The sequence below is a fragment of the Herbiconiux sp. VKM Ac-1786 genome (assembly GCF_015350805.1).
Taxonomy (GTDB): Bacteria; Actinomycetota; Actinomycetes; order Actinomycetales; family Microbacteriaceae; genus Herbiconiux.
On the sequence record NZ_JADKSG010000001.1, the window covers coordinates 422,647 to 445,409 of the forward strand.

The window sequence follows — 22,763 nt, forward strand, 5'->3', positions numbered from 1 at the left end:
TGTCCGATGGACCTTCATCGACGAAGGCCCGGCACCATCCATCACAACGGATCGTCCGGCACGTACCTGCCGGTGAAGGAGAAATGACCATGGCATCTGTCACGTTCGACAAGGCGTCCCGCGTCTACCCCGGCGCCACCCGCGCGTCGGTCGACAAGCTCGACCTCCAGGTCGCCGACGGCGAGTTCCTCGTGCTCGTCGGCCCCTCCGGCTGCGGCAAGTCCACCTCGCTGCGCATGCTCGCCGGCCTCGAAGAGGTCAACGAGGGCCGCATCCTGATCGGTGACCGCGACGTCACCGACATCCCCCCGAAAGACCGCGACATCGCGATGGTCTTCCAGAACTACGCCCTCTACCCCCACATGACCGTCGCCGAGAACATGGGCTTCGCGCTCAAGATCGCCGGCGTCGGCAAGGACGAGCGCGCCGCCCGCGTGCTCGAGGCCGCGAAGCTGCTCGACCTCGAGCCCTACCTCAGCCGCAAGCCCAAGGCCCTCTCCGGTGGTCAGCGTCAGCGCGTCGCGATGGGCCGCGCGATCGTGCGTCAGCCCCAGGTGTTCCTGATGGACGAGCCGCTGTCCAACCTCGACGCCAAGCTGCGCGTGCAGACCCGCACCCAGATCGCGTCGCTCCAGCGCCGCCTGGGCGTCACCACCGTCTACGTCACCCACGACCAGACCGAGGCCCTCACCATGGGCGACCGCATCGCCGTGCTCAAGGACGGCCTCCTCCAGCAGGTCGGCACCCCCCGCGACCTCTACGAGAAGCCCAACAACGTCTTCGTCGCCGGCTTCATCGGCTCCCCCGCCATGAACCTCTTCCACGCCGACCTGGCCGACGGCGGCGTGCGCTTCGGCACCTCGGTCGTGCCGGTCGACCGCGAGACGCTCGCCAGCACCAAGGGCACCAGCGCCACCATCGGCGTTCGTCCCGAGGACATCGTGCTCTCCTCCACCCCGGGCGAGGGCCTCGAGGTCACGGTCGACCTGATCGAGGAGCTCGGCGCCGACGGCTACCTCTACGGCCACTCCGAGATCGACGGCAAGCGCACCGACATCGTCACCCGCGTCGACGGCCGCTCGCACCCCTTCGTCGGCGACAAGGTGTACCTCACCGCTGCCCCGAACCACGTGCACCTGTTCGACCTCGAGTCGGGCGAGCGCATGGGCAACAAGGCCATCGTCTGACCTGCCCGATCCTGATCGACTCTGCCGTGGCTCCCAGGGGCCACGGCAGAGTCGTCTGACCACCACGAGACGGATGAGCCCCATGAGCACCTCCCTGAACATCACCTCGGCCACGGCCGACCCGGCGCTGCTCGACCTGCCCTGGGAGCTTCCGCTCGACGACTGGGCCGACGAGTACATCGCCGCCCTGCCCAAGGGCATCTCGCGCCACCTCGTGCGCTTCGCCCACCTCTCGGGCCACGTGATCGCCATCAAGGAGACCACCGACGAGATGGCCAAGCGGGAGTACGAGATGCTGCGCACCCTGCAGCGCCTCGACGTGCCCTGCGTCGACCCGCTCGCGGTCGTCACGAACCGCCGCACCTTCGACGGCGACGTGCTCAACTCGGCGCTGGTCACCCGGCACCTGAAGTTCTCGCTCCCCTATCGCGCGCTGTTCTCGCAGCAGCTGCGCCCCGACACCGCGACCCGGCTCGTCGACGCCCTCGCGGTGCTGCTCGTGCGCCTGCACGTGATCGGCTTCTTCTGGGGCGACGTCTCGCTCTCGAACACCCTCTTCCGGCGCGACGCCGGCGCCTTCGCGGCCTACCTCGTCGACGCCGAGACCGGCCAGCTCTACGAGGGCGGGCTCTCCAACGGCCAGCGCGAGAACGACCTCGAGATCGCCCGCGTGAACATCGCCGGCGAGCTGATGGACCTCGAGGCCGGCGGCCGCATCGACGAGGAGCTCGACCCGATCACCGTCTCGAACGGCATCGTCGCGGCCTACCGCTCGCTCTGGAAGGAGCTCACCGGCTCCGAGTCGTTCAGCAGCTCCGAGCGCTGGCGCATCAACGAGCGCGTCGACCGCCTGAACGACCTCGGCTTCGACATCGAGGAGCTCGCGATCAAGACCACCGAGGGTGGCACGACCGTGCGCATCCAGCCCAAGGTGGTGGATGCGGGGCACCACCAGCGCCGCCTGCTGCGCCTCACCGGGCTCGACGCCCAGGAGAACCAGGCCCGGCGCCTCCTGAACGACCTCGACTCCTACACGGCCAAGTACGGCCGCAAGGCGTACGACGAGGAGATGCTCGCGCACGAGTGGCTCGCCAAGGTGTTCGAGCCGGTCATCCGCGCCATCCCCCGCGACCTCAAGGGCAAGCTCGAACCGGCCGAGATCTTCCACCAGCTGCTCGAGCACCGCTGGTACATGAGCCAGGAGCAGAACCGCGACGTGCCGCTGGCCGAGGCCCTCTCGTCCTACGTCGAGGACATCCTGCGCCACCGACGCGACGAGGCCACCGTGATCGAGCCCCCGACCGGGGCGATCACGATGGCCATCGCGGTGCAGGACGCCGCCTCCGACGACGAGGACTGGCGCCTGAAGGTCTAGCCCTTCTTCAGGGTGCGCTGGCGCGCGATCTCGTAGAGGGTGACCGAGGCCGCGATGCCGGCGTTCAGCGACTCGGTGCCCGAGGAGATCGGGATCGAGACGATGGCGTCGCAGGTCTCGGTGACGAGGCGCGACAGGCCCTTGCCCTCGTTGCCCACGACGATCACGATCGGGCCCTGGGCGAAGTCGAGGCCCGGCAGCTCGACGTCGCCGTCGCCGTCGAGGCCCACCACGAACACGCCCGCGGCCTTGAAGGCCTTGAGGGTCTGGGTGAGGTTCGACGCCATGGCGACGGGCGTGCGGGCGGCGGCGCCGGCCGAGGTCTTCCAGGCCGAGGCGGTGACGCCCACCGAGCGACGCTGGGGGACGATCACGCCGTGGCCGCCGAACGCGGCGGTCGAGCGGATGATCGCCCCGAGGTTGCGCGGGTCGGTGATGCCGTCCAGTGCCACGAACAGCGGCGTCTGCCCCTTGCGCGTGACCTGGTCGAGCAGGGTCTCCGGGTGGGCGTACTCGTACGGCGGCACCTTGAGGGCGAGCCCCTGGTGCACGGCGTCGTGGCCGGAGAGCCGGTCGAGCTCGGGGCGCATGACCTCCATCACGGGGATGCCGCGCTTGTTCGCCAGCGACAGCGCCTCCTTGACGCGCTCGTCGACCTCCACGCGGAACGCCACGTACAGCGCCGTCGCGGGGATGTGCGCGCGCAGCGCCTCGACCACCGAGTTGCGCCCGGTGACCATCTCGCTGTCGTCGGCCTTCTTGACGCGGCGGGCGGGCGCGGTGCGCGGAGCATCCTGTCCCCGCTCGGAGGACGAGCGGGCGCCGGGCCGGCCCTTGCCGCCGGCCGCGGCGAAGCGGTCGCGCGCGGCCTTGGCCTTGCCCGCGGGGTGGTACGGCCGGTCTTCGGCCTTGGGCGTGGGCTTCTTGCCCTCGAGCGCCTGGCGCCCCTGCCCGCCCGAGCCGACGGCGCGGCCCTTGCTGCTCTTGCGTACGGCTCCGGCCCGCGAGGGGCGTGCCGATCCTGATTTAGCCATCGAGACTCCAGTGCGCGCCCGTGGGCGTGTCTTCTATCGAGATCCCCGCTTGTCCGAGTTCGTCCCGGATGCGGTCCGCGGTGGTGAAATCGCGGCTCTTGCGTGCCGTCTCACGGTCGGAGACGAGTCGTTCGACGAGGGCGCCGAGCGCGCGCTCGGCCCCGCTGTCGGTTCGGGAGGCCCACTCGGGGGCCAGGGGGTTGATGCCGAGCACCTCGGTCATGGCGAGCACCTGGCCGAGCAGCGTGGCCGCCTCGGCGAAGTCCTCGTCGTCGAGGGCGGCGTTGCCGCGGCGCACGGTCTCGTGGATGACCGCGATCGCCTGGGGCACGCTGAGGTCGTCGTCCATCGCCTCGCGGAACTCCTCGGGCACGACCAGCACGGCGGTGCCCTGGAAGCGGGTGCCCTCGAGCCGGCGCTCGGCGCGCTCGAGGAAGCCCTCGATGCGCGAGACCGCGGCCTCGGCCTCCTCCAGCGCCCCCTCGTGGTACTCGAGGGTGGAGCGGTAGTGGGCGGCACCGAGGTAGTAGCGCAGCACCACGGGGCGGGCCGAGTCGATCAGCTCGGCCGCGAAGATCGAGTTGCCGAGCGACTTCGACATCTTCTGTCCGGTGACGGCCACCAGGCCGTTGTGGATCCAGAGGTTGGCGAACGGGTCGCCCGCCGCGTGCGACTGGGCCAGCTCGTTCTCGTGGTGCGGGAAGCGCAGGTCGAGGCCGCCGCCGTGGATGTCGAACTGCGGCCCGAGGTACTTCGTGGACATCGCGGAGCACTCGATGTGCCAGCCGGGGCGGCCGGCGCCCCACGGGCTCGACCAGGCGGCCGACTGCGGCTCGCCCTCCTTGTGCCCCTTCCACAGGGCGAAGTCGCGCACGTCGCGCTTGCCGCGGGAGTCGGAGTCGCCGGCCGGAGCCATGTCGTCGAGCTTCTGCCGGGTGAGCTCGCCGTAGGACGGCCACGACGCGGTGTCGAAGTAGACGTCGCCGGTGCCGTCGTCGGTGGCGTAGGCGTGGCCGTTCTCGATCAGCCGCGCGATGATCGCCTGCATCTCGGAGATGGAGGCGGTGGCCCGCGGCTCGTAGGTGGGCGGCAGCACGCCGATGGCGCTGTAGGCGGCCGTGAACTCGAGCTCGACGCGGTAGGCCAGCGCCCACCACTCCTCGGTGGTGCCCGCGGCGTTCATCAGGATCTTGTCGTCGATGTCGGTGACGTTGCGCACGAAGGTGACCACGTAGCCGTTGTGGTCGAACCAGCGGCGCAGCTGGTCGTAGACGAGTGCCGAGCGCAGGTGACCGATGTGCGGGGACGACTGCACGGTGGGGCCGCACACGTAGATACCGACCCGGCCCGGCACGATGGGCGAGAAGTCGGTGAGCGCGTGGGCCTTCGAGTCGTAGAGTCGGATGGTCACCCCCACAGTTTAGAGGGACGGCCCGCTCAGCTGCTGCGTGTGACGCAGACGACGAGCGCCGTCGCAATGGCAGTGAGCCCCTCGCCCCGCCCGACGGAGCCGAGCCCGTCGGTCGTGGTCGCCGAGACGCTCACGGGGGCTCCGAGCACGGCCGACAGCAGCGCGTCGGCCTCGGCCTTCCGCGGCGAGAAGCGCGGACGGTTGCCGATCAGCTGCACCGAGACGTTGCCGACCGTGAAGCCCTCGTCCGCGAGGATCCGGCGCGTGCGGCGGAGGAAGACCTCGCCGTGCGCGCCCGCCAGCTCGGGGTCGGCCGTGCCGAAGCGGCTGCCGAGGTCGCCGAGGCCGCTCGCGCCGAGCAGGGCGTCGCAGATGGCGTGCGCCACGACGTCGCCGTCGCTGTGCCCCGAGAGGCCCCGCTCCCCCGGCCAGAACAGGCCGGCGAGCCAGAGCTCCTCGCCCTCGTCGGCCGAGAACGCGTGGGCGTCGACGCCGACGCCGGTGCGCACGGCCGGGAGGCTCCGCCGAAGCAGGTCCTCGGCGCGGCCGAGGTCGTCGGCCGTGGTGATCTTGAACGAGCGGCCGTCGCCGGCCACCACGGAGACGGGGTGCCCGGCCTCGCGCAGCAGGGCGGCGTCGTCGGTGAAGTCGCCCGCCGCGAGCCGATAGGCCTCGACCAGCTGATCGAGCGGGAAGCCCTGGGGCGTCTGCACGGCGGTGAGGGTGGAGCGGTCGATCGTGTCGCGCACGGTGCCGTCGGCGGCGACGCCCTTGATGGTGTCGGTGACCGGCAGCCCCGGGATGACGCCGTGACCGGTCTGCCGCACGGCGGCGACCACCCGGTCGAAGACCTCGGGTGGGGTGAAGGCGCGGGCCGCGTCGTGCACCAGCACGATCTCGGTGCCCTCGGGCACGACCGCGAGCCCGGCGGTGACCGACTGCTGACGGGTGCCGCCGCCCGCGACGACCCGGGCGTCGAGCCCGGCGGCCGTCTCGGCGACCAGCGCTTCGGGCACGACGACCACGATCGACGCCGCCTCGGCCATGCCGCGCACCGAGTCGAGCGAGCGCGACAGGATGGTGCGGCCGCCGATCTCGACGAAGGCCTTGGGCCGGTTGAGCCCGAGTCGCGTGCCTGAGCCGGCCGCGACGACGACGACCGCGACCGAGGGGGTGCCCGGCACTGCTAGGAGGCCAGGACCTCGTCGAGGACGAGCGACGCCTTCTCCTCGTCGGTCTTCTCGGCGAGCGCGAGCTCGGAGATGAGGATCTGACGGGCCTTCGCGAGCATTCGCTTCTCGCCGGCCGAGAGCCCGCGATCCTGATCGCGGCGCCAGAGGTCGCGCACGACCTCGCTGACCTTGATGACGTCGCCGGAGGCGAGCTTCTCGAGGTTGGCCTTGTACCGGCGCGACCAGTTGGTGGGCTCCTCGGTGAAGGGAGCGCGCAGCACCTCGAACACCTTGTCGAGGCCCTCGCGGCCGATGACGTCACGCACGCCGACCAGGTCGACGTTCTCGGCGGGCACCTCGATGGTCAGATCGCCCTGCGTGACACGGAGCTTCAGGTAGATCTTCTCTTCGCCCTTGATGACCCGGGTCTTCACCTCGGAGATCGTTGCGGCTCCGTGGTGGGGGTAAACGACAGTCTCGCCGACCTCAAAAAGCATGTATGGATGTCCTTCCGTGACCTCTAGGATACCACAGCGGGCATGTACTAAGGGTGTCCTAACCAGCCCCTCCCCGCCGCCGCGTTGTAGGGTGAAGTCAAAGCGTCTACGCCTCTGGAGGGTCTTGTGAGAGCTCGGTTCGCGGCATCCGTTCTGACGGCCGCACTCGTCGTCACCGGTACGGCCGGGTGCGCCTTCATCACGCCCCAGGTGACCGGTGAGATCAAGCAGGTCACCGACGGCGTCAACACCACAATCGGCGACGTCGACGTGCGCAACGCGACGCTGATCAGCGACACCGGCGAGCTCGCCAGCCTGCTGGTCTCGTTCGTCAACAACACCGACCAGCAGCAGTCGGTCACGGTGCAGTACGAGGACGGCTCGACCGGTGAGCGCGTCTCCCAGGAGGTCGAGCTCGACGGCGACGCCGACAACGTCGGCACCATCACGAGCTTCGGCGGCAGCGACTCCGAGCAGATCCTGCTCGAGAACGTCACGGCGCCCGGGAGCCTGTTCCCCGTCTACTTCCAGTACGGCGACACCGAGGGCGAGCAGATCATGGTGCCCGTGCTGAACACCTCGCTGCCCGAGTACGAGGGCCTGGCGCCCACCGCGACGCCCACGCCGACCCCCACCGTCGCGCTGCCGACCCCGACCGTGGTGCCGACCCCGGCCCCGACCGGCACCGCCGACGAGACCGAGCAGAGCCCCGAGGGCGAGTAGCCCCCAGGGCCCGCCCGTGAGGCCTAGGCCTCGAAGCGGTAGCCGAGCCCGCGCACGGTCACGAGCAGCGTCGGCTCCGACGGCGTCTTCTCGATCTTCGAGCGGATGCGCTTGATGTGCACGTCGAGCGTCTTGGTGTCCCCGAAGTAGTCGGAGCCCCAGACCCGGTCGATCAGCTGCCCGCGGGTGAGCACGCGCCCGGCGTTCCGCAGCAGCAGCTCGAGCAGCTCGAATTCCTTCAGCGGCATGGAGACCTCGGTGCCGTCGACCGCGACCGTGTGCCGCTCGACGTCCATCGACACCGGGCCGGCCTTGAGCATCGGCTCGGCGGCGTCGAGCACCTCCAGCTGACGCCGCATGACGGCACGGATGCGCGCCAGCAGCTCCCGCGTCGAGTACGGCTTGGTGACGTAGTCGTCGGCGCCGAGCTCCAGGCCCACGACGATGTCGATCTCCGAGTCCTTCGCCGTCAGCATGATGATCGGCACCGAGGAGCGGGTGCGGATCTCACGGCAGACCTCGGTGCCCGGGATGCCGGGGATCATCAGGTCGAGCAGGATGATGTCGACGCCGCCGCGGTCGAACTCGCTGAGCGCGCTCGGGCCGTCGGGGGCGACGGTCACGCCGTACCCCTCGCGACGCAGCAGGTAGCTGAGCGGCTCGCTCAGCGCGGCCTCGTCTTCGACCAGCAGGATGTGGGTCATCGCTTCTCTCCTTGCAGGGCGGCTGCGGAGTTCGAGGCCTCCGGCAGCCGGATGGTGAACGTCGAGCCCTGGCCGATCTGCGACCAGGCCCGGATGTCGCCGCCGTGGTTCTGCACCACGTGCTTGACGATGCTGAGGCCGAGTCCGGTGCCGCCCGTGTTGCGCGAGCGCGCCTGGTCGACCCGGAAGAAGCGCTCGAAGACACGGGGCAGGTCGTCCTCGGGGATGCCGATGCCCTGATCGGTGATTGAGAGCTCGACGACCCCCTCCTCCAGCCGCACGCCGATGCCGATGCGCGAGCCGTCGGGCGAGTACTGGATGGCGTTGGCGATGAGGTTGTTCACCGCGAGGGTGAGCAGCGTCTCGTCGCCGTCGATGACGACGTGCTTCTTGCCGCCGACCGCGAGGGTCATGCCCCGGGCGTCGGCCGCGACGTGGTTCTGGTCGACCGCGTTCGAGATGATGCCGTCGAGTTCGAGGCGCTTCGCGGTGCTCAGCACATCCGTCGCCTGCAAGCGTGACAGCTCGATGATCTCGCGGGTGATCTGGGAGAGCCGGGTGGCCTCGGTGCCCATGCGCCTGGCGAAGCGGCGCACCTGCTCCGGGTCGTCGGAGGCCGGCTCGAGCGCCTCGGCGAGCAGCGAGATCGCGCCGATCGGCGTCTTCAGCTCGTGGCTGATGTTGGCGATGAAGTCCCGCCGGGTCTCCTCGAGACGATACGAGTCGGTGCGGTCGTCGGCGAGCACCACGACGTAGCGGCTGCCCAGCCTGGCGACGCGCACGTCGAGGTGGATCAGGGCCTCGCCGAAGGGTCCGCGGGCCAGGGTGATCTCCTGTTTGACGGGCTCGCCCGTGCGCCGCACGCGGGCGACGAGCTGGTCGATCTCCGGATGCACGAGCACCTGGTTCGACACGAGGCCGTACGTGTAGGCGGCCGACGAGGCCTTCACGACGTTGTTCGAGGGGTCGAGCACGAGCCCCGCCGACTCGATCGCGTCGATCACCTGATCGACGCCGTCGGGGACGGCACTCGAGGTCGCCGCGACGGCATCGCTCCCGCGCCGCTCGGCGACGTGCAGGAGGGCCATGAAACCTGCTCCGACGACCAGGCCGAGTGCCACGGACAACAGCACCAACCAGCCTGTTTCCATGCTGACTACACTAGTGAGTCCGATCGGGGCCAGACTGAGGTCGGGGGCCGCAGCGGCTTCGCTTCGGCGACTGTTCAACTGACCGGCACCTGACGTTAACCTCCCCCCGGGAGGATGGATCCGTCGCCTGCCGATCGCGGCGGTGCGCCGCGCGCACGCGTGGTCCATGTCCGACGTGTCCGCCGTACCCAAGAAAGGACCACACGCATGCGTGAGGTATTCCAGCAAGAGCTGCGCGAGGTTCAGGATCGTCTCGTCGAGATCTCCGAGCTCGTGACCATCGCCATCACGAACGCCACCGCGGCGTTCAACGAGTCGAACGTCACCCTGGCCGAGAAGGTCATCGCCGAGGACCCCAAGATCGACGCCCTGGCCTCGAGCCTGGACGAGCTGGCCATCAACATCCTCGCGCTGCAGCAGCCCGTCGCCCGCGACCTGCGCATCGTCGTGACCGCCCTGCGGGTGAGCGCCTCGCTCGAGCGGATGGGCGACATCGCCGAGCACATCGCCCAGCTGGCGCGCTACCGCTACCCCGACAAGGTCGTGAAGAAGAGCCTTCGCCAGACCTTCGCCGAGATGGGCCGGCTCGACGTCGAGATCGCGAAGAAGCTCACCGTGCTGCTGAAGACCGAAGACCTGGCGCTCGCCGACGAGATGCGCAACGACGACGACGCGATCGACGAGCTGCACGTCAGCGTCTTCGACGCGGTGCTCGGCGCGCACTGGAAGGGCGAGGCGGTCGACACGGTCGACGTCACCCTCGCCAGCCGGTACCACGAGCGCTTCGCCGACCACGCGGTCTCGATCGCCAAGAAGGTGCAGTACCTCGCCACCGGCGAGTGGGTCGGCTCCTCCAACCCCTGAGTCGGACGACGCTGATTCACCGTCCGTTCACGGAAGAAGCCCCGGCCGCATCAGCGGGCCGGGGCTTCTTCGTGTCCGAGCGGGGCTCGGGGGCTACTTCTTGCCCTGGGCGGCGACCGCGGCGGCGCCCGCGGCGGCGGCTTCGGGGTCGAGGTACTCGGCCGGCCCGACGGGCACGAACGACTCGTCGAGACGGTAGACGAGCGGGATGCCCGTGGGGATGTTCAGCTCGGCGATGTCGTCGTCGCTGATGCCGTCGAGGTGCTTCACGAGGGCGCGCAGCGAGTTGCCGTGCGCGGTGACGAGCACGGTCTTGCCGAGGGCGAGGTCGCCCGTGATGTCGCTCTCCCAGTAGGGCAGCATGCGGTCGATGACGTCCTTCAGGCACTCCGTGCGGGGCACGGCGTCGCCGAGGTCGGCGTAGCGCGGGTCGCCGACCTGCGAGTACTGGTCGTCGTCGGCGATGGGGGGCGGCGGCACGTCGAAGGAGCGGCGCCAGGTCTGGAACTGCTCGGGGCCGTACTCGGCGAGCGTCTGCGCCTTGTCCTTGCCCTGCAGGGCGCCGTAGTGACGCTCGTTCAGGCGCCAGGACCGCTTGACGTCGACCCAGAGGCGGTCGGCCACCTCGAGCGCGAGGTCGGCGGTCTGGATCGCGCGGGTCAGGCGCGAGGTGTACAGCACGTCGGGCAGCAGCCCCGACTCGGCGAGCAGCTCGCCGGCGCGCTTGGCCTCGGCGACGCCCTGCTCGCTGAGCTTCACGTCGACCCAGCCGGTGAACAGGTTCTTCTGGTTCCAGTCGCTGTTGCCGTGGCGCAGCAGGATGAGGGTGTAGGGCTCTGTTGGCATGGGTCCATCCTATCCAGGGGGCTCGGCCTATCCAGGGGGCCCGGGCGGGCATCCGCTCGTGCTTGGATGGTGGCATGCCGATCGGTGCCGTCACCCGGGGAACGACCGGCACCAACCGTCTGCGTCGCGTCGACCGCTTCATCGGCACCCTGCCCGTGCTCCGGCAGAGCGACGATCCGCTGGTGGTCGACCTCGGCTACGGCGCGAGCGGGGTCACCGCGTTCGAGCTGCAGGCCCGGCTCGCGGGCATCCGGCCCGAGGTCGAGGTGATCGGCTTCGAGATCGCGCCCGAACGGGTCGCCACCGCCACCGCTCAGCTCAAGGACGTGCGCGACGGCCGTACCCCGTTCGACCGCGACGCCCGGGTGTCGTTCGCCGTCGGCGGCTTCGAGGTGCCGCTGCCGGCGGGGCGCGACGCCGCGGTCATCCGCGCGTTCAACGTGCTGCGCCAGTACGACGAGAGCGCGGTGCCCGATGCCTGGCAGCGGATGCTCGGCCGCCTGCAGCCCGGTGGGCGCCTCGTCGAGGGCACCTGCAACGAGGTCGGCCGGGTGGCGAGCTGGGTCACGCTCGCGCCGGAGGGGCCGGAGAGCTTCACGGTGTCGTTGCGGCTGGCGGAGCTCGAGCATCCGTCGATCGTCGCGGAGCGACTGCCCAAGGCGCTGATCCACCGCAACGTGCCCGGCGAGAAGGTGCACCGCTTCCTGGCCGACCTCGACCGCTTCTGGCAGCACAACGCCGCGCTCGGCAGCTACGGGCCGGTGCAGCGCTGGGTCGCGACGGTCGGCGCGATGGCCGTCGCCGGCTGGTCGGTGCGCACGCCGAAGCGCCGGCAGCGACTGGGCGAGCTCACCGTCGACTGGGCCGACGTGGCTCCCCTGGCCTGAGCCGTCCTACTTGATCGGGAGCTCGATCTCCTGGTCGCCGACGCGCACGGTGAGGGGCTCGGCGGTGGTGACGTCGTCAGGCGTCCAGAACACCGAGGTGTGGGGCACGAAGTCCATGGTGCAGGGGCCGCTCGAGATGGGGCGGGTGGTGATCTCGACCACGTTGCCCTCGTTCTCGGGCTCGACCACGTCGATGCGCGAGCCGACCACGGGGCAGCTCGAGCTGCCCGAGATGGCCACGGCGATCTGCGAGCCCTCCTGCAGCCAGAAGGCCTGCAGACCCTGGTCGGCGCCGCCCTCGGACTCGGTGGCGATCTCCTCCTCGTCGGGGAGGCCGGAGAAGTTCTGGGTGGGACCGGTCTCGGTGCACCCGGTCAGCACGAACGCGAAGGCGGTGGCGACGAGAACGGCGGGAACGAGCTTTCGCATCTGCATGGCTCTACGGTATCGAATCCGCGGGCCTCACGTGGTGATGTCGGGCAGGGTGCGCCGGGCCTCCTCGAGGGGCATGCCGCTGGCCGCCAGGAGATCGAGCACGAGCGGCCGGATGGACAGCACGAGCGCCGCCTCGGCGAAGGGCTGACCCGGCGTCAGCACCCGCGGGTCGAGCCGGATGGCGACGAGCACGAGGCTCTGCCGCACCACGGGCCGCAGCTCCGGCCGGTCGATGCTCTGCCCGAGCAGGGCGGTGGCGCTGAGGACCGCCGCGAGCAGCTCGGCCAGCTCGGGGCGCGGATGCCCGTCGCCCAGCACGCTCAGCCGCCGGCTGATGACGCGGAGGTTCCGCGCCGCGTGGTCGAGGTGCAGCTGCATCGTCTGCAGCTCGGCCAGCTCGGCCCGGTGCCGCCGGAGGAACGGCGAGATGCGCGCGATGGCGACGGCCGAGTCGAGCGAGCCACGCCACTGCTCCACGAGCACCTGCGTGCCGCGGGCCCGGCTGAGCACGAGCTCCGCGGTGTGCTGGTCGCCGATCCGCAGCACGGTGACGAGCGAGGACAGGATGGCGGTGAATGCGGCGAAGAACTTCAGCCCCTCGCGGCGGGCCGCCCGGCGCGGGTCCCGCGGGATGAGCGCGGTGCAGGCCAGTGCGACGAGTCCGCCGAGCACCGCGTCGACGGTGCGGGTGAAGGGCCCGCCGGCGGGCACCGGCATCAGGGAGACGAGCGAGGCCTGCACGGCGGCGAGGATCGGCAGCCCCGGCACCGGCGACAGGAACCGGGTGACCGTGAGCGCCACCAGCACCGTCACGGCGAACTGCCAGAGCCCCTGGCCGGCCAGGAGCAGGATGACCTCGCTGAGCGCGATGCCGACGGTCATCGCCACGGCCGTCTCGGCGACGCGGCGCGGCCGCGCGTCGAGCACCAGCCCGAGACTCGACAGCGTCACCGTCACGGCTGCGATCGGGTACGGGTGGGCGAGCACGAAGTGGGCGAGCGCGTAGGCGATCGTGACGGCGACGGCGAGCTGCAGCAGCGCGGGTCCGCTCGCGACGGTGCGCTCGGCCGAGGCGCGCGTCATCGCGGCCCAGCGCGCGGACAGCGGCAGGGTGTCGTCGTCGGCGGCCGGCGCGGTCACTACCGCGTGCGGGCGCCCAGGCGCGGCAGCCGCACCCGGCCGACCGCTGCGCCGGCGTCGGGCCCCACGATCGTGTCGGCCGAGGCGGCGACGTCGCCGGCCTCGGTGCGCACGACGAGCGGCTCGCCCTCGGGCGCCTGGCGGCGCAGCACCGCGAGCGCTATGGGGCCCCACTCGTGGTGGTTGCCCACCGAGGTCACGTGGCCGAGCGGCTCGGGGGCCTCGTCGGCCGGCAGGCCGGCGTCGGCGGCGAGCAGCACCGGGTCGCCCGCGGCGGGCAGCACCGCGTCGGAGCCGTCGAGCTGCAGGTGCACGAGGCGGCGCGGCGGGTGGCCGAGGTTGTGCACCTTCGCCACCGTCTCCTGGCCGCGGTAGCAGCCCTTCGCGAGGTGCACGGCCGACCGCATCCAGTCCAGCTCGTGCGGGATGCTGCGCTCGTCGACCTCGGTCGAGAGCCGCGGGCGCCAGGCCGCGATGCGCAGCGCCTCGGCGGCCAGCACCCCGGCGGCCTTCAGCTCGCCCCGGCGCACCGCGTCGGTCAGCGTCTCCAGCTGCGCGCGGGGCACGAGGCCCTCGCGCCAGAACCAGTCGGCGCCCGGGTGCTCGGCGGTCTGCGCGTACTGCACGCCCCCGGCGACGACCTCGGGCCACGGGTCGGCCCAGACGAGCGGATGCCCGCCGCCCTCGGCCAGGGCGGAGACGAGCACCGGCGCGACGCCCTCGAGCGCCCCCGGCCCCGCAGCGAGCCAGCCGATCGTGGCGAACTCGGCGCTGCGGTCGGCGATCTCGACCCGGAGCATGAAGCGCATGCGCTGCAGCCACTGCTCGAGCGGCTCCGTCTCGCTCGCGTCGACGAGGAGCCAGGCGGTCTCGCCGTCGTCGACCACGCGGATGGCGTGCTCGATCCGGCCGTTGGCCGACAGCAGCAGGGTCTCGGCCGACTCCCCCGGGGCGAGCCCGGTGAGACGCTGGCTGGTGACGGAGTCGAGCCAGGAGAGGCGGTCGGGCCCTGAGACCGAGATCACCCCCCGAGCGGAGAGGTCGACGACGGCCGGGGCGGCGGAGGTTCGACCCGTGCGGGCGGCATCGAGCATCCGCTGCTCGGAGACGGGGTTGCCGTAGTGGGCGGCGACGCCCGCGTCGGGGCCGGTGGCGGCGACGGCGCCGGGCAGGCTGAGGAAGGGTGAGGCGACGCGGAGCGTCACGGCTCAGTCGACCTTCGCGAGCCGGGCCGAGGCGTGGGTGCGGAGGTCTTGGCCGAGCGCCGCGATGTCCCACGCCCAGAGGAGGTGGTTGTCGACGAGCCCGTAGAGGCGGGTGGCGGCCGCGTACTCCTTGGCGGAGCGGGTGCGCACGACCGCGTCGGTGGCGAGGTCGATGCGCGGGCCCTTGACCTGGCCGAGGTAGAGCTCGCTGACACCGGTGGGGTGCACGAGGGCGACCTCGATGTCGAAGCCTTCGGCCGCGTTGCGGAGCGTCTCGACCGACTGGGCCGTGTTGAAGGGGCGCGGGCCCTCACCGGGGAGCATGCCGGGGCCGGCGTCACCCTCGATGTGCAGCCGGGCGAGCCGCCAGAAACCGGTCTCGGCGGTGAGCGGAGTGGGCTCGGTCTCGTCGCCCTGGGGCAGCAGCCAGCTCGAGGAGCTGTAGTTCAGGAACGGCAGGCCGTCGTGGCTGAAGCTGATTCGCTGGCCGAATTCGCGCGAGACGCGGGTGGGCTCGGTGCCCTCCTCGGCGTCGGCCGGCGGGTCGATGGCGTAGTCGATGACGCCGGTGCCCTCCCACACGCCGATGAGCCAGGAGAGGGGGACCAGTTCGGCGGGGAGCCCTGTCGGGATCTCGATCACGGTCGAGCCTCGCCGGTCAGCGCTGGCCGCGGAAGAGTTTGTAGATGACGACCCCCGAGGTCCAGGCGATCGCGAGACTCGCGAGCCCGAGAAGGCCGATGAACAGGAGTTCGAGCGCGACGTAGGACATGCCTAGATCTTAGCCCCCGCGGCGAAGGCCAGGGGCGCGAGCACCACCGTCGCCAGGGCCAGGATGACGACCGCGCCGCCGAGGCTGGCCGAGACCCGGTCGACGAAGCCCTTGCGCACCGGCACGAGCAGCTGGATGCCGAAGGTGACGACCAGGGCGAGGCCGAGCACCACGGGGAGGAAGACGAGGAAGCTCGAGGGCGGCACGAACAGGCCGACGGCGAGGACGGCCACGAGGGACAGGATCCACACCGGCACTACGCTTCTCATGAGCAGACTCATACCCGCCATTCTGCCCGAGTAGTATGAAGCGCAGGCATTCTCTGGAGGATCTTACGTGGCGCAGTTGTTGATCCTGACCTCCACGGTCGACCGCGAGGTCCTCCCCGCGCTGTCACTGCTCAGCCACCGCACCCGTCAGATCCCCGCGGAGCCCTCGCAGCTCGTGAACACCCCGAACAGCGATCTCATCTTCGTCGACGCCCGGCACGACCTCGCCTCGGCCCGTTCGCTCTGCAAGATCCTCAGCACCACCGGCATCGGCGTGCCCGTCGTGCTCATCCTCACCGAGGGCGGGCTCACCGCCGTCAGCGCCGAGTGGGGCGCCGCCGACGTGGTGCTCGAGTCGGCCGGACCGGCAGAGGTCGACACGCGCATCCGGCTCGCCATCGGCCGTCAGGTGCAGGATCAGTCGACCTCGAAGATCCAGGCCTCGGGCGTCGTCATCGACGAGGCCAGCTACTCGGCCCGGGTGCACGGCCGGCCGCTCGACCTCACCTTCAAGGAGTTCGAGCTGCTGCGCTTCTTCGCGATGCACCCCTCCCGGGTGTTCACGCGGGAGCAGCTGCTCAGCGAGGTCTGGGGCTACGACTACTTCGGCGGCACCCGCACGGTCGACGTGCACGTGCGGCGCCTCCGCGCGAAGCTCGGCGACCTCGAGTCGTTGATCGGCACCGTGCGCAACGTCGGCTACCGGTTCAACTTCTTCGAGGACGACAATGACCGACTCGCTCACACTCTCGGTCAGTAGCCCCGACGAGGCGCGGGAGCCGTTCCTCCGGCTCGTCGCCCGGGCGGAGCTCGTCGACGGGCAGCATCCGTTCAACGATCAGGCGCAGATCGACGCGGGCAAGGGCGCCCGCTCGCTGCTGCTCGCCGAGCGCGGCGGCACCGTGGTCGGCGCGGCGATCGTGGGCCAGGGCGAGCTCGAGTTCGTGATCGACCCCGAGTGGCGTGAGGAGGGCCTCGGCCGCCAGCTGCTCGACATCGTGCTGCGCAACAACGCCCAGGGCCCGCTGCTCGCTTGGGCCCACGGTGACCACCCCGCCAGCCGCCGGCTCGCCCTGACGCACCGCTTCGACGCCGTGCGCACGCTGCTGCAGCTGCGCCGGGAGCTCTCGCCCACCGCCCCCGCGCCGCGCACCGAGATCCCCGCGGGCTTCGAGGTCGTGCCCTACCGCGGCGGGCGCGACGCCGACGACTGGGTCGAGCTGAATGCCCGCGTCTTCGCCGGGCACGCCGAGCAGGGCTCGATCACCGCCGACGACCTGCGCTTCCGCCAGTCGGAGAGCTGGTTCGACCCCGACGACTTCCTGCTGCTGCGCGACGACCGAGGCCGCCTGGTGGGCTACAACTGGCTGAAGATCGAGCCGGGCGACAGCGTCGGCGAGATCTACGTGGTCGGCGTCGAGGAGGGGCATGCGGGCCAGGGTCTCGGCCGGCACCTGATGAACGCGGGGCTCAACCGGCTCGCCGACCGCGGCTGCACCCAGGCCGCGCTCTACGTCGACGCCGACAACACCCGCGCCGTCGCGCTCTACCGCTCGCTCGGCTTCACCGACCACACGATCGACGTGCAGTACGCGCAGCGCAGCGCGCGACGATCGGCGCGGTAGCACCGTGGCCCGGCGGCTGGTCCCTTTTCTCGGTCTCGTCGTCGGCGCCCTGCTGCTCGTCACCGGGCTCGCTCCGGTCGTCGCCCCGGTCGCCGCCCCCGCGGCGAGCGCGGCGGGTGCCGTCGCGCGCCCGTTCGCTTCGCACCCCGTACCGCGCGCCCCCGGGTCGGCGAACGCACCGGGTGGCACCGAGGCGGCCGACTCCGCGACCGCCGCCGCCTACGACGCCTGGAGGGCCCGCTACCTGAAGGCCGGCTGCGGCGACGGCCGCTACTACGTCGACGCCTCGACCGCGACGCCGTACCTCGTGGTCTCCGAGGGCCAGGGCTATGGGATGGTCGTGACCGCCCTGATGGCCGGGCACGACGCGAAGGCGCGCACCGTCTTCGACGGCCTGTACCGCTACGTGCTCGACCACCCCAGCTCGGGCGACCCGCAGCTGATGGCGTGGCACCAGCTCCCCGACTGCAGCGACGAGCCCGAGAACGACAGCTCGGCGAGCGACGGCGACCTCGACATCGCCTACGCGCTGCTGCTCGCCGACACGCAGTGGGGGTCGGACGGCGCCGCCTCCGGCAGCTTCGACTACGCCGCCGAGGCGCGGCGGGTGATCGCGGCGATCAAGCGGAGCGCGATGAACCCCGACACGGCGCTGCCGCTGCTCGGCGACTGGGTCGGGCCCGACAGCCCCAAGCGTGACGGCGTGCGCACCTCCGACTTGATGGTCGGCCACTTCCGCGCCTTCCAGACGGCGACCGGCGACCCGGTCTGGGGCGAGGCGGCCACGGCGGCGCTCGATCTGATCGAGACCCTGCAGCGCACGGCCGCCCCGGCGACCGGGCTGCTGCCCGACTTCGCGGTCGGCACCGCGACGACCCCCGTGCCGGCGCCCGCGAAGTACCTCGAATCGGTTCACGACGGAGAATTCGGCTACAACGCCTGCCGCACGCCCTGGCGGCTCGCCTCCTCCGCCCTGCTCGCGGGCGACACCCGCGCGGCCGCCGCGGCCGGCCGCCTGGCGGGCTGGGCGGTCTCGGCGACGAACGGCGACCCGTCCCGACTCCGGGCCGGCTACGCACTCGACGGCACCGCGACCGCCGACTTCGCCGACCTCGCCTTCCTCGCACCGATGACCGCCGGAGCCTCGGTCTCGTCGAGCCGGCAGAGGTGGGTCGACGCGGGCTGGGCGCTGCTTAAGTCGCAGCCCTCGGCCGGGTACTACTCCGACACGCTCCGCCTGCAGGCGATGCTCCTGATCTCGGGCAACGCCTGGCAGCCGAGCACGCGGGCGCCGGCCGGGGTGCAGCGCATCGGCGGTGCCGACCGCTTCGCCGTCTCCGCGGCCATCTCCGCCGCGTCCTTCCCGCGCGGCACCCCGACCGTCTACGTCGCCTCGGGCGAGAACTTCCCCGACGCCCTCTCCGCCTCCGCGGCCGCCGGCGCCGTCGGCGGGCCGGTGCTGCTGGTGCGCCGGGATGCGCTGCCGCCGGAGGTCGCGACCGAGCTGAATCGGCTCGCGCCCGCGCAGATCGTGCTCCTCGGGGGTGAGAACTCGGTGGGCGCCGCCGTGAAGCAGGCGCTGGCGGCCGTCGCGCCGGTCACCCGCATCGGCGGCGCCGACCGCTTCGAGGTCTCGGCGGCCGTGGCGAAGGCCGCCTTCCCGCGCGGCGCGGGCACGGTCTACGTCGCCTCGGGCGAGACCTTCCCCGACGCCCTCGCCGGCTCGGCCGCCGCCGGCCACGACCGCGGCCCCGTGCTGCTCGTGCGTCGCGACGGCGTGCCGGAGCCCATCCGAGCCGAGCTGGGGCGCCTGAAGCCGACGTCGATCGTGCTGCTCGGCGGTCCCGACGCGGTCTCGGAGACGACGAGGGCGGCGCTCGCGACGATCGCCCCCGTGTCCCGCGTCGCCGGCGCCGACCGCTTCGTCGTGGCCGCGTCGCTCTCGGCCCGGGTCTTCCCCTCCCCCGGAACCCCCACCGTCTACGTCGCGTCCGGCGCCACCTTCCCCGACGCCCTCTCGGGCTCCGCGGCCGCGATCGCCGTCGGCGCTCCCGTGCTCCTCGTCACCCGCGACGCGATCCCCGCCGCCATCGCGGCCGAGCTGAAGCGCCTGAAGCCCGCCCGCATCGTCGTGCTCGGCGGAACCGCCCCGGTCTCCGCCGCCACCGAGGCCGCCCTGCGCGCCTACCTCGGGTCGGCCGGCTGACCCGTTCATCCGCTGGACACGTCGTGGGTGACATGATGTCTGCATGGACGACGACATCATCTCGCTCGACGCCGGCGTCGTGACCGACTTCGACGACGACTACGACGAGGCCGCCCCGCAGACCCCCGGCGAGCCGCTGCCCGAGGGCCGCTACCTCGACCGCGAGCTGAGCTGGCTCGCCTTCAACACCCGCGTGCTCGAGCTCGCCGAGGACCCGACGGTGCCGGTGCTCGAACGCGCCAACTTCCTCGCCATCTTCGCCTCGAACCTCGACGAGTTCTTCATGGTGCGGGTCGCGGGGCTGAAGCGCCGCATCCTGACCGACCTCGCGGTGCCCACGAACGTCGGCCGCCGTCCGACGGACGTGCTGCAGGACATCTCGATCAAGGCGCACGAGCTGCAGGCCCGGCACGCGGCGGCCTACCAGGACCTCGTGCGTCCGGCACTGGCGGAGGCGGGCATCCGCATCGCCACCTACGACGAGCTCGACGAGGCCGACCGCGTCAACCTGCGCGACATCTTCTCGAACCAGATCTTCCCGGTGCTGATGCCGCTCGCGGTCGACCCCGCGCATCCGTTCCCCTACATCTCGGGGCTCTCGCTCAACCTCTCGGTGCGCGTGCGCAACGCCAAGACCGGCAAGGAGGAGTTCGCGCGCCTGAAGGTGCCGCAGGTGCTCAGCCGCTTCATCCGGGTCGACCACCGCGAGACCTCCGACGAGGTGCGCTTCATCACGCTCGAAGACCTCATCTCCAACCACCTGGGCGACCTGTTCCCCGGCATGGAGATCGTGGAGCACCACGTCTTCCGCGTCACCCGCAACGAGGACGTCGAGGTCGAGGAGGACGAGACCGAGAACCTGCTGCAGGCGCTCGAGAAGGAGCTGCTGCGCCGGCGCTTCGGCCCGCCCATCCGTCTCGAGGTCAGCGACGACATGGACCCGGTGACCCTCGAGCTGATCGTACGCGAGCTCGACATCACCGAGCAGGAGGTCTACCGGCTGCCGTCGCCGCTGGATCTCGGGGGCCTGTTCGACCTCACGCGCATCCCCCGGCCCGACCTGAAGTACCCCAAGCACGTGCCCACCACGGCCGCCGCGCTGCTGCCGCCGGAGCCGAACGCGAAGCCCGACATCTTCAAGGCGATCTCGCGCGGCGACATCCTGCTGCACCACCCCTACGAGTCGTTCGCGACGAGCGTGCAGGCCTTCCTCGAGCAGGCCGCCGCCGACCCGAACGTGCTGGCCATCAAGCAGACGCTCTACCGCACGAGCGGCGACTCCCCCATCGTCGAGGCGCTGATCGACGCGGCCGAGGCCGGCAAGCAGGTGCTCGCGCTGGTCGAGATCAAGGCCCGCTTCGACGAGCAGGCCAACATCTCCTGGGCGCGCAAGCTCGAGAAGGCCGGCGTGCACGTCGTCTACGGCCTGGTGGGCCTCAAGACCCACTGCAAGCTCGCGCTCGTCATCCGCCAGGAGAAGGGCCGGCTGAAGAGCTACAGCCACATCGGCACGGGCAACTACAACCCCAAGACCTCGCGCATCTACGAAGACCTCGGGCTGCTGACCGCCGACGACCAGGTGGGCAAAGACCTCACCCGGCTGTTCAACGAGCTCTCGGGCTACGCGATCGAGAAGAAGTTCAAGCGCCTGCTCGTGGCACCGCTCCACCTCCGCAAGGGCCTGCTCAAACGCATCGCCGTCGAGGCCGAGAACGCGCGCAAGGGGCTGCCGTCGGGCATCCGCATCAAGCTGAACTCGATCGTCGACGAGGCCATCATCGACGGGCTCTACCGGGCCAGCCAGGCCGGTGTGCCGATCGACCTCTGGGTGCGCGGCATCTGCGCCCTGAAGCCGGGCCAGGAGGGCCTCAGCGAGACGATCCGGGTGCGCTCGATCCTCGGCCGCTACCTCGAGCACTCGCGCATCTTCTCCTTCGTCAACGACGGCGACCCCCAGGTCTACATCGGCAGCGCCGACATGATGCACCGCAACCTCGACCGCCGCGTCGAGGCCCTGGTGCGGCTCGTCGACCCCGGCCACCTGAAGGAGATCGACACGCTGTTCGAGATGGCCATGAGCGAGAACACCTCGTCGTGGGCCCTCGACGCCACCGGCGCCTGGAGCCGCTCCGAGTTCGACGCCGAGGGCGCCCCGCTGATCGACCTGCAGGACGCGCTGATGCACATCGTCAGCCGCCGCAAGCGCCCGGGCACCACGCGGTGACGGTCTTCGCCGCGGGGGCGGTGTGCTGGCGGGTCGTCGACGGCAAGGTGAAGGTGCTGGTCATCCACCGCTCCGCCCACCGCGACGTCTCGCTGCCCAAGGGCAAGGTCGACCCCGGCGAGACCCTGCCGCAGACGGCGGTGCGCGAGGTCGTCGAGGAGACCGGGCTCGCCGTCACCCTCGGCGTGCCGCTCGGCATGACGAACTACACCATGCCCAACGGCCGCGAGAAGGTCGTGCACTACTGGGCCGCCGAGGTCACCGACGCCGCCGTGCTCGCCTCCTCGTTCCTGCCGAACGGCGAGGTGGCGGCCCTGGAGTGGCTGCCCATCCGCAAGGCCCTCTCTGCCCTCACCTACGAGCGCGACGCCGAGATCGTCGAGCGGTTCCGGATGCTCGTCGACGAGGGTGTCACGCGCACCTTCGCCGTGATCGCCCTCCGTCACGCCAAGGCCGTGCCGCCCTACCAGTTCGACGGGCCCGACGCCTCCCGGCACCTCACCGAACGCGGACGGGGCGAGGCGAAGTCGATCGTCCCCGCCCTCGCGAGCTTCGGCCCCGCCCGCATCGTCAGCTCCACCGCCAAGCGCTGCCGGCAGACCGTCGAGCCGCTGTCCAAGGCGCTGCACCTCGACGTGAAGACGACGGATGCGATCAGCCAGGACGCGTTCGAGGCGGGCGACGACGGCATCCGCGAGGTGGTCGGCAAGCGCATCCGCAAGCGCGTCACCACCGTGCTCTGCAGCCACGGCCCGGTGCTGCCCGAGATCGTGCGCGAGGTCGCGCTGGCCACGGGCACCGCGTCGCGGGTGAGCGCCTCCCGCGCGGGCGACCTGCCTGTGGCGGGGTTCTCGGTGCTGCACCTCTCGGTCGATCGGCCCGGATCGGGCATCATCGCGATCGAGACGCACGTCCCGCAGTAGTTCCGTCACGAGGAAACCCGGCTGTTCACCTTCCGTTCACCCCTGGGCGGCAGGCTCTTAAGCCGCGGCGCTTAGCGTCTCAGACGGGCCCGCACCGGCCCGACCTGACATCA

At 71.3% G+C, this 22,763-nt stretch carries 22 protein-coding genes; 10 read left to right on the plus strand and 12 right to left on the minus strand.

Features of this window, described 5'->3' with window-relative positions; translation table 11 throughout:
* The first annotated feature begins 89 nt into the window (after window positions 1-89).
* Window positions 90-1,187 (plus strand): ABC transporter ATP-binding protein, encoded by a 1,098-nt coding sequence (locus ITJ64_RS02040; protein WP_194679150.1) that lies wholly within the window; start codon window positions 90-92, stop codon window positions 1,185-1,187.
* A gap of 82 nt (window positions 1,188-1,269) precedes the next feature.
* The gene (locus ITJ64_RS02045; RefSeq protein ID WP_194679152.1) at window positions 1,270-2,562 is read left to right on the plus strand and encodes a DUF4032 domain-containing protein; all 1,293 of its coding nucleotides are present in this window, start codon (window positions 1,270-1,272) and stop codon (window positions 2,560-2,562) included.
* Here ITJ64_RS02045 and rlmB read toward each other — a convergent pair.
* Genes rlmB through ITJ64_RS02065 form a run of 4 tightly spaced genes read right to left on the minus strand, consistent with a single transcriptional unit; the run spans window position 2,559 to window position 6,676 of the window.
* A complete protein-coding gene (rlmB, locus tag ITJ64_RS02050) occupies window positions 2,559-3,596 on the minus strand; it encodes a 23S rRNA (guanosine(2251)-2'-O)-methyltransferase RlmB (protein ID WP_194679154.1) in 1,038 nt (345 codons plus the stop codon). The two genes, ITJ64_RS02045 and rlmB, sit on opposite strands and share 4 nt — an antisense overlap.
* Entirely contained in the window at window positions 3,589-5,007 is a 1,419-nt protein-coding gene (gene cysS, locus ITJ64_RS02055; protein ID WP_194679156.1) for a cysteine--tRNA ligase, read from the minus strand. Before cysS ends, rlmB begins: the two co-directional genes overlap by 8 nt.
* 26 nt (window positions 5,008-5,033) lie before the next feature.
* Complete coding sequence (gene ispD / locus ITJ64_RS02060) at window positions 5,034-6,191, minus strand: 2-C-methyl-D-erythritol 4-phosphate cytidylyltransferase (protein ID WP_194679158.1); 1,158 nt, start codon at window positions 6,189-6,191, stop codon at window positions 5,034-5,036.
* 2 nt (window positions 6,192-6,193) lie between these two features.
* Entirely contained in the window at window positions 6,194-6,676 is a 483-nt protein-coding gene (locus ITJ64_RS02065) for a CarD family transcriptional regulator (protein ID WP_171703727.1), read from the minus strand.
* A gap of 126 nt (window positions 6,677-6,802) precedes the next feature.
* Between ITJ64_RS02065 and ITJ64_RS02070 the strand changes: the two genes are divergently transcribed.
* On the plus strand, window positions 6,803-7,399 hold the full coding sequence (locus ITJ64_RS02070) for a hypothetical protein (protein WP_194679160.1): 597 nt from the start codon (window positions 6,803-6,805) through the stop codon (window positions 7,397-7,399).
* A 23-nt stretch (window positions 7,400-7,422) separates the two neighbouring features.
* On the opposite strand, the gene ITJ64_RS02075 is transcribed toward ITJ64_RS02070, so the two are convergent.
* Both ITJ64_RS02075 and ITJ64_RS02080 read right to left on the minus strand, forming a co-directional pair.
* On the minus strand, window positions 7,423-8,103 hold the full coding sequence (locus ITJ64_RS02075; RefSeq protein WP_173183516.1) for a response regulator transcription factor: 681 nt from the start codon (window positions 8,101-8,103) through the stop codon (window positions 7,423-7,425).
* A complete protein-coding gene (locus ITJ64_RS02080) occupies window positions 8,100-9,191 on the minus strand; it encodes a sensor histidine kinase (RefSeq protein ID WP_370544994.1) in 1,092 nt (363 codons plus the stop codon). The genes ITJ64_RS02075 and ITJ64_RS02080 overlap by 4 nt, the downstream gene beginning before the upstream one ends.
* A 270-nt stretch (window positions 9,192-9,461) precedes the next feature.
* Here ITJ64_RS02080 and phoU point away from each other — a divergent pair, with 270 nt between their 5' ends.
* Entirely contained in the window at window positions 9,462-10,118 is a 657-nt protein-coding gene (gene phoU, locus ITJ64_RS02085) for a phosphate signaling complex protein PhoU (protein WP_194679163.1), read from the plus strand.
* Between the two features lie 93 nt (window positions 10,119-10,211).
* Here the strand turns inward: phoU and ITJ64_RS02090 are convergent, their stop codons facing one another.
* Window positions 10,212-10,964: a phosphoglyceromutase gene (locus tag ITJ64_RS02090; protein ID WP_173183513.1), complete on the minus strand. Its 753-nt coding sequence runs from the start codon at window positions 10,962-10,964 to the stop codon at window positions 10,212-10,214.
* A gap of 74 nt (window positions 10,965-11,038) precedes the next feature.
* Between ITJ64_RS02090 and ITJ64_RS02095 the strand changes: the two genes are divergently transcribed.
* Window positions 11,039-11,851 carry a class I SAM-dependent methyltransferase gene (locus ITJ64_RS02095; RefSeq protein WP_194679165.1) on the plus strand — a complete coding sequence of 271 codons (813 nt, stop codon included), beginning with the start codon at window positions 11,039-11,041 and terminating at the stop codon, window positions 11,849-11,851.
* Between the two features lie 6 nt (window positions 11,852-11,857).
* Here the strand turns inward: ITJ64_RS02095 and ITJ64_RS02100 are convergent, their stop codons facing one another.
* From ITJ64_RS02100 to ITJ64_RS02120, 5 genes are all read right to left on the minus strand, one after another.
* Window positions 11,858-12,286 carry a hypothetical protein gene (locus ITJ64_RS02100; protein ID WP_194679167.1) on the minus strand — a complete coding sequence of 143 codons (429 nt, stop codon included), beginning with the start codon at window positions 12,284-12,286 and terminating at the stop codon, window positions 11,858-11,860.
* 27 nt (window positions 12,287-12,313) lie between these two features.
* Complete coding sequence (locus ITJ64_RS02105) at window positions 12,314-13,426, minus strand: aromatic acid exporter family protein (protein ID WP_194679169.1); 1,113 nt, start codon at window positions 13,424-13,426, stop codon at window positions 12,314-12,316.
* Complete coding sequence (locus ITJ64_RS02110; RefSeq protein WP_194679170.1) at window positions 13,426-14,631, minus strand: folate-binding protein YgfZ; 1,206 nt, start codon at window positions 14,629-14,631, stop codon at window positions 13,426-13,428. The genes ITJ64_RS02105 and ITJ64_RS02110 overlap by 1 nt, the downstream gene beginning before the upstream one ends.
* A gap of 3 nt (window positions 14,632-14,634) precedes the next feature.
* Window positions 14,635-15,273, minus strand: coding sequence for an FABP family protein (locus tag ITJ64_RS02115; protein WP_194679172.1), 639 nt, complete (start codon window positions 15,271-15,273; stop codon window positions 14,635-14,637).
* Between the two features lie 132 nt (window positions 15,274-15,405).
* Complete coding sequence (locus ITJ64_RS02120; RefSeq protein ID WP_194679174.1) at window positions 15,406-15,672, minus strand: hypothetical protein; 267 nt, start codon at window positions 15,670-15,672, stop codon at window positions 15,406-15,408.
* Between the two features lie 67 nt (window positions 15,673-15,739).
* On the opposite strand from ITJ64_RS02120, the gene ITJ64_RS02125 reads away from it, so the two are divergent.
* Genes ITJ64_RS02125 through ITJ64_RS02145 form a run of 5 tightly spaced genes read left to right on the plus strand, consistent with a single transcriptional unit; the run spans window position 15,740 to window position 22,650 of the window.
* On the plus strand, window positions 15,740-16,432 hold the full coding sequence (locus tag ITJ64_RS02125; protein ID WP_173183507.1) for a response regulator transcription factor: 693 nt from the start codon (window positions 15,740-15,742) through the stop codon (window positions 16,430-16,432).
* Window positions 16,401-17,297 (plus strand): mycothiol synthase, encoded by an 897-nt coding sequence (gene mshD, locus ITJ64_RS02130; protein WP_194679176.1) that lies wholly within the window; start codon window positions 16,401-16,403, stop codon window positions 17,295-17,297. The genes ITJ64_RS02125 and mshD overlap by 32 nt, the downstream gene beginning before the upstream one ends.
* A gap of 4 nt (window positions 17,298-17,301) precedes the next feature.
* A complete protein-coding gene (locus ITJ64_RS02135; protein WP_194679177.1) occupies window positions 17,302-19,503 on the plus strand; it encodes a glycosyl hydrolase family 8 in 2,202 nt (733 codons plus the stop codon).
* Between the two features lie 43 nt (window positions 19,504-19,546).
* Window positions 19,547-21,727, plus strand: a complete 2,181-nt coding sequence (locus ITJ64_RS02140; RefSeq protein ID WP_194679179.1) for an RNA degradosome polyphosphate kinase — start codon at window positions 19,547-19,549, stop codon at window positions 21,725-21,727.
* Window positions 21,724-22,650 carry an NUDIX hydrolase gene (locus ITJ64_RS02145; RefSeq protein ID WP_194679180.1) on the plus strand — a complete coding sequence of 309 codons (927 nt, stop codon included), beginning with the start codon at window positions 21,724-21,726 and terminating at the stop codon, window positions 22,648-22,650. Before ITJ64_RS02140 ends, ITJ64_RS02145 begins: the two co-directional genes overlap by 4 nt.
* Window positions 22,651-22,763 lie beyond the last annotated feature (113 nt).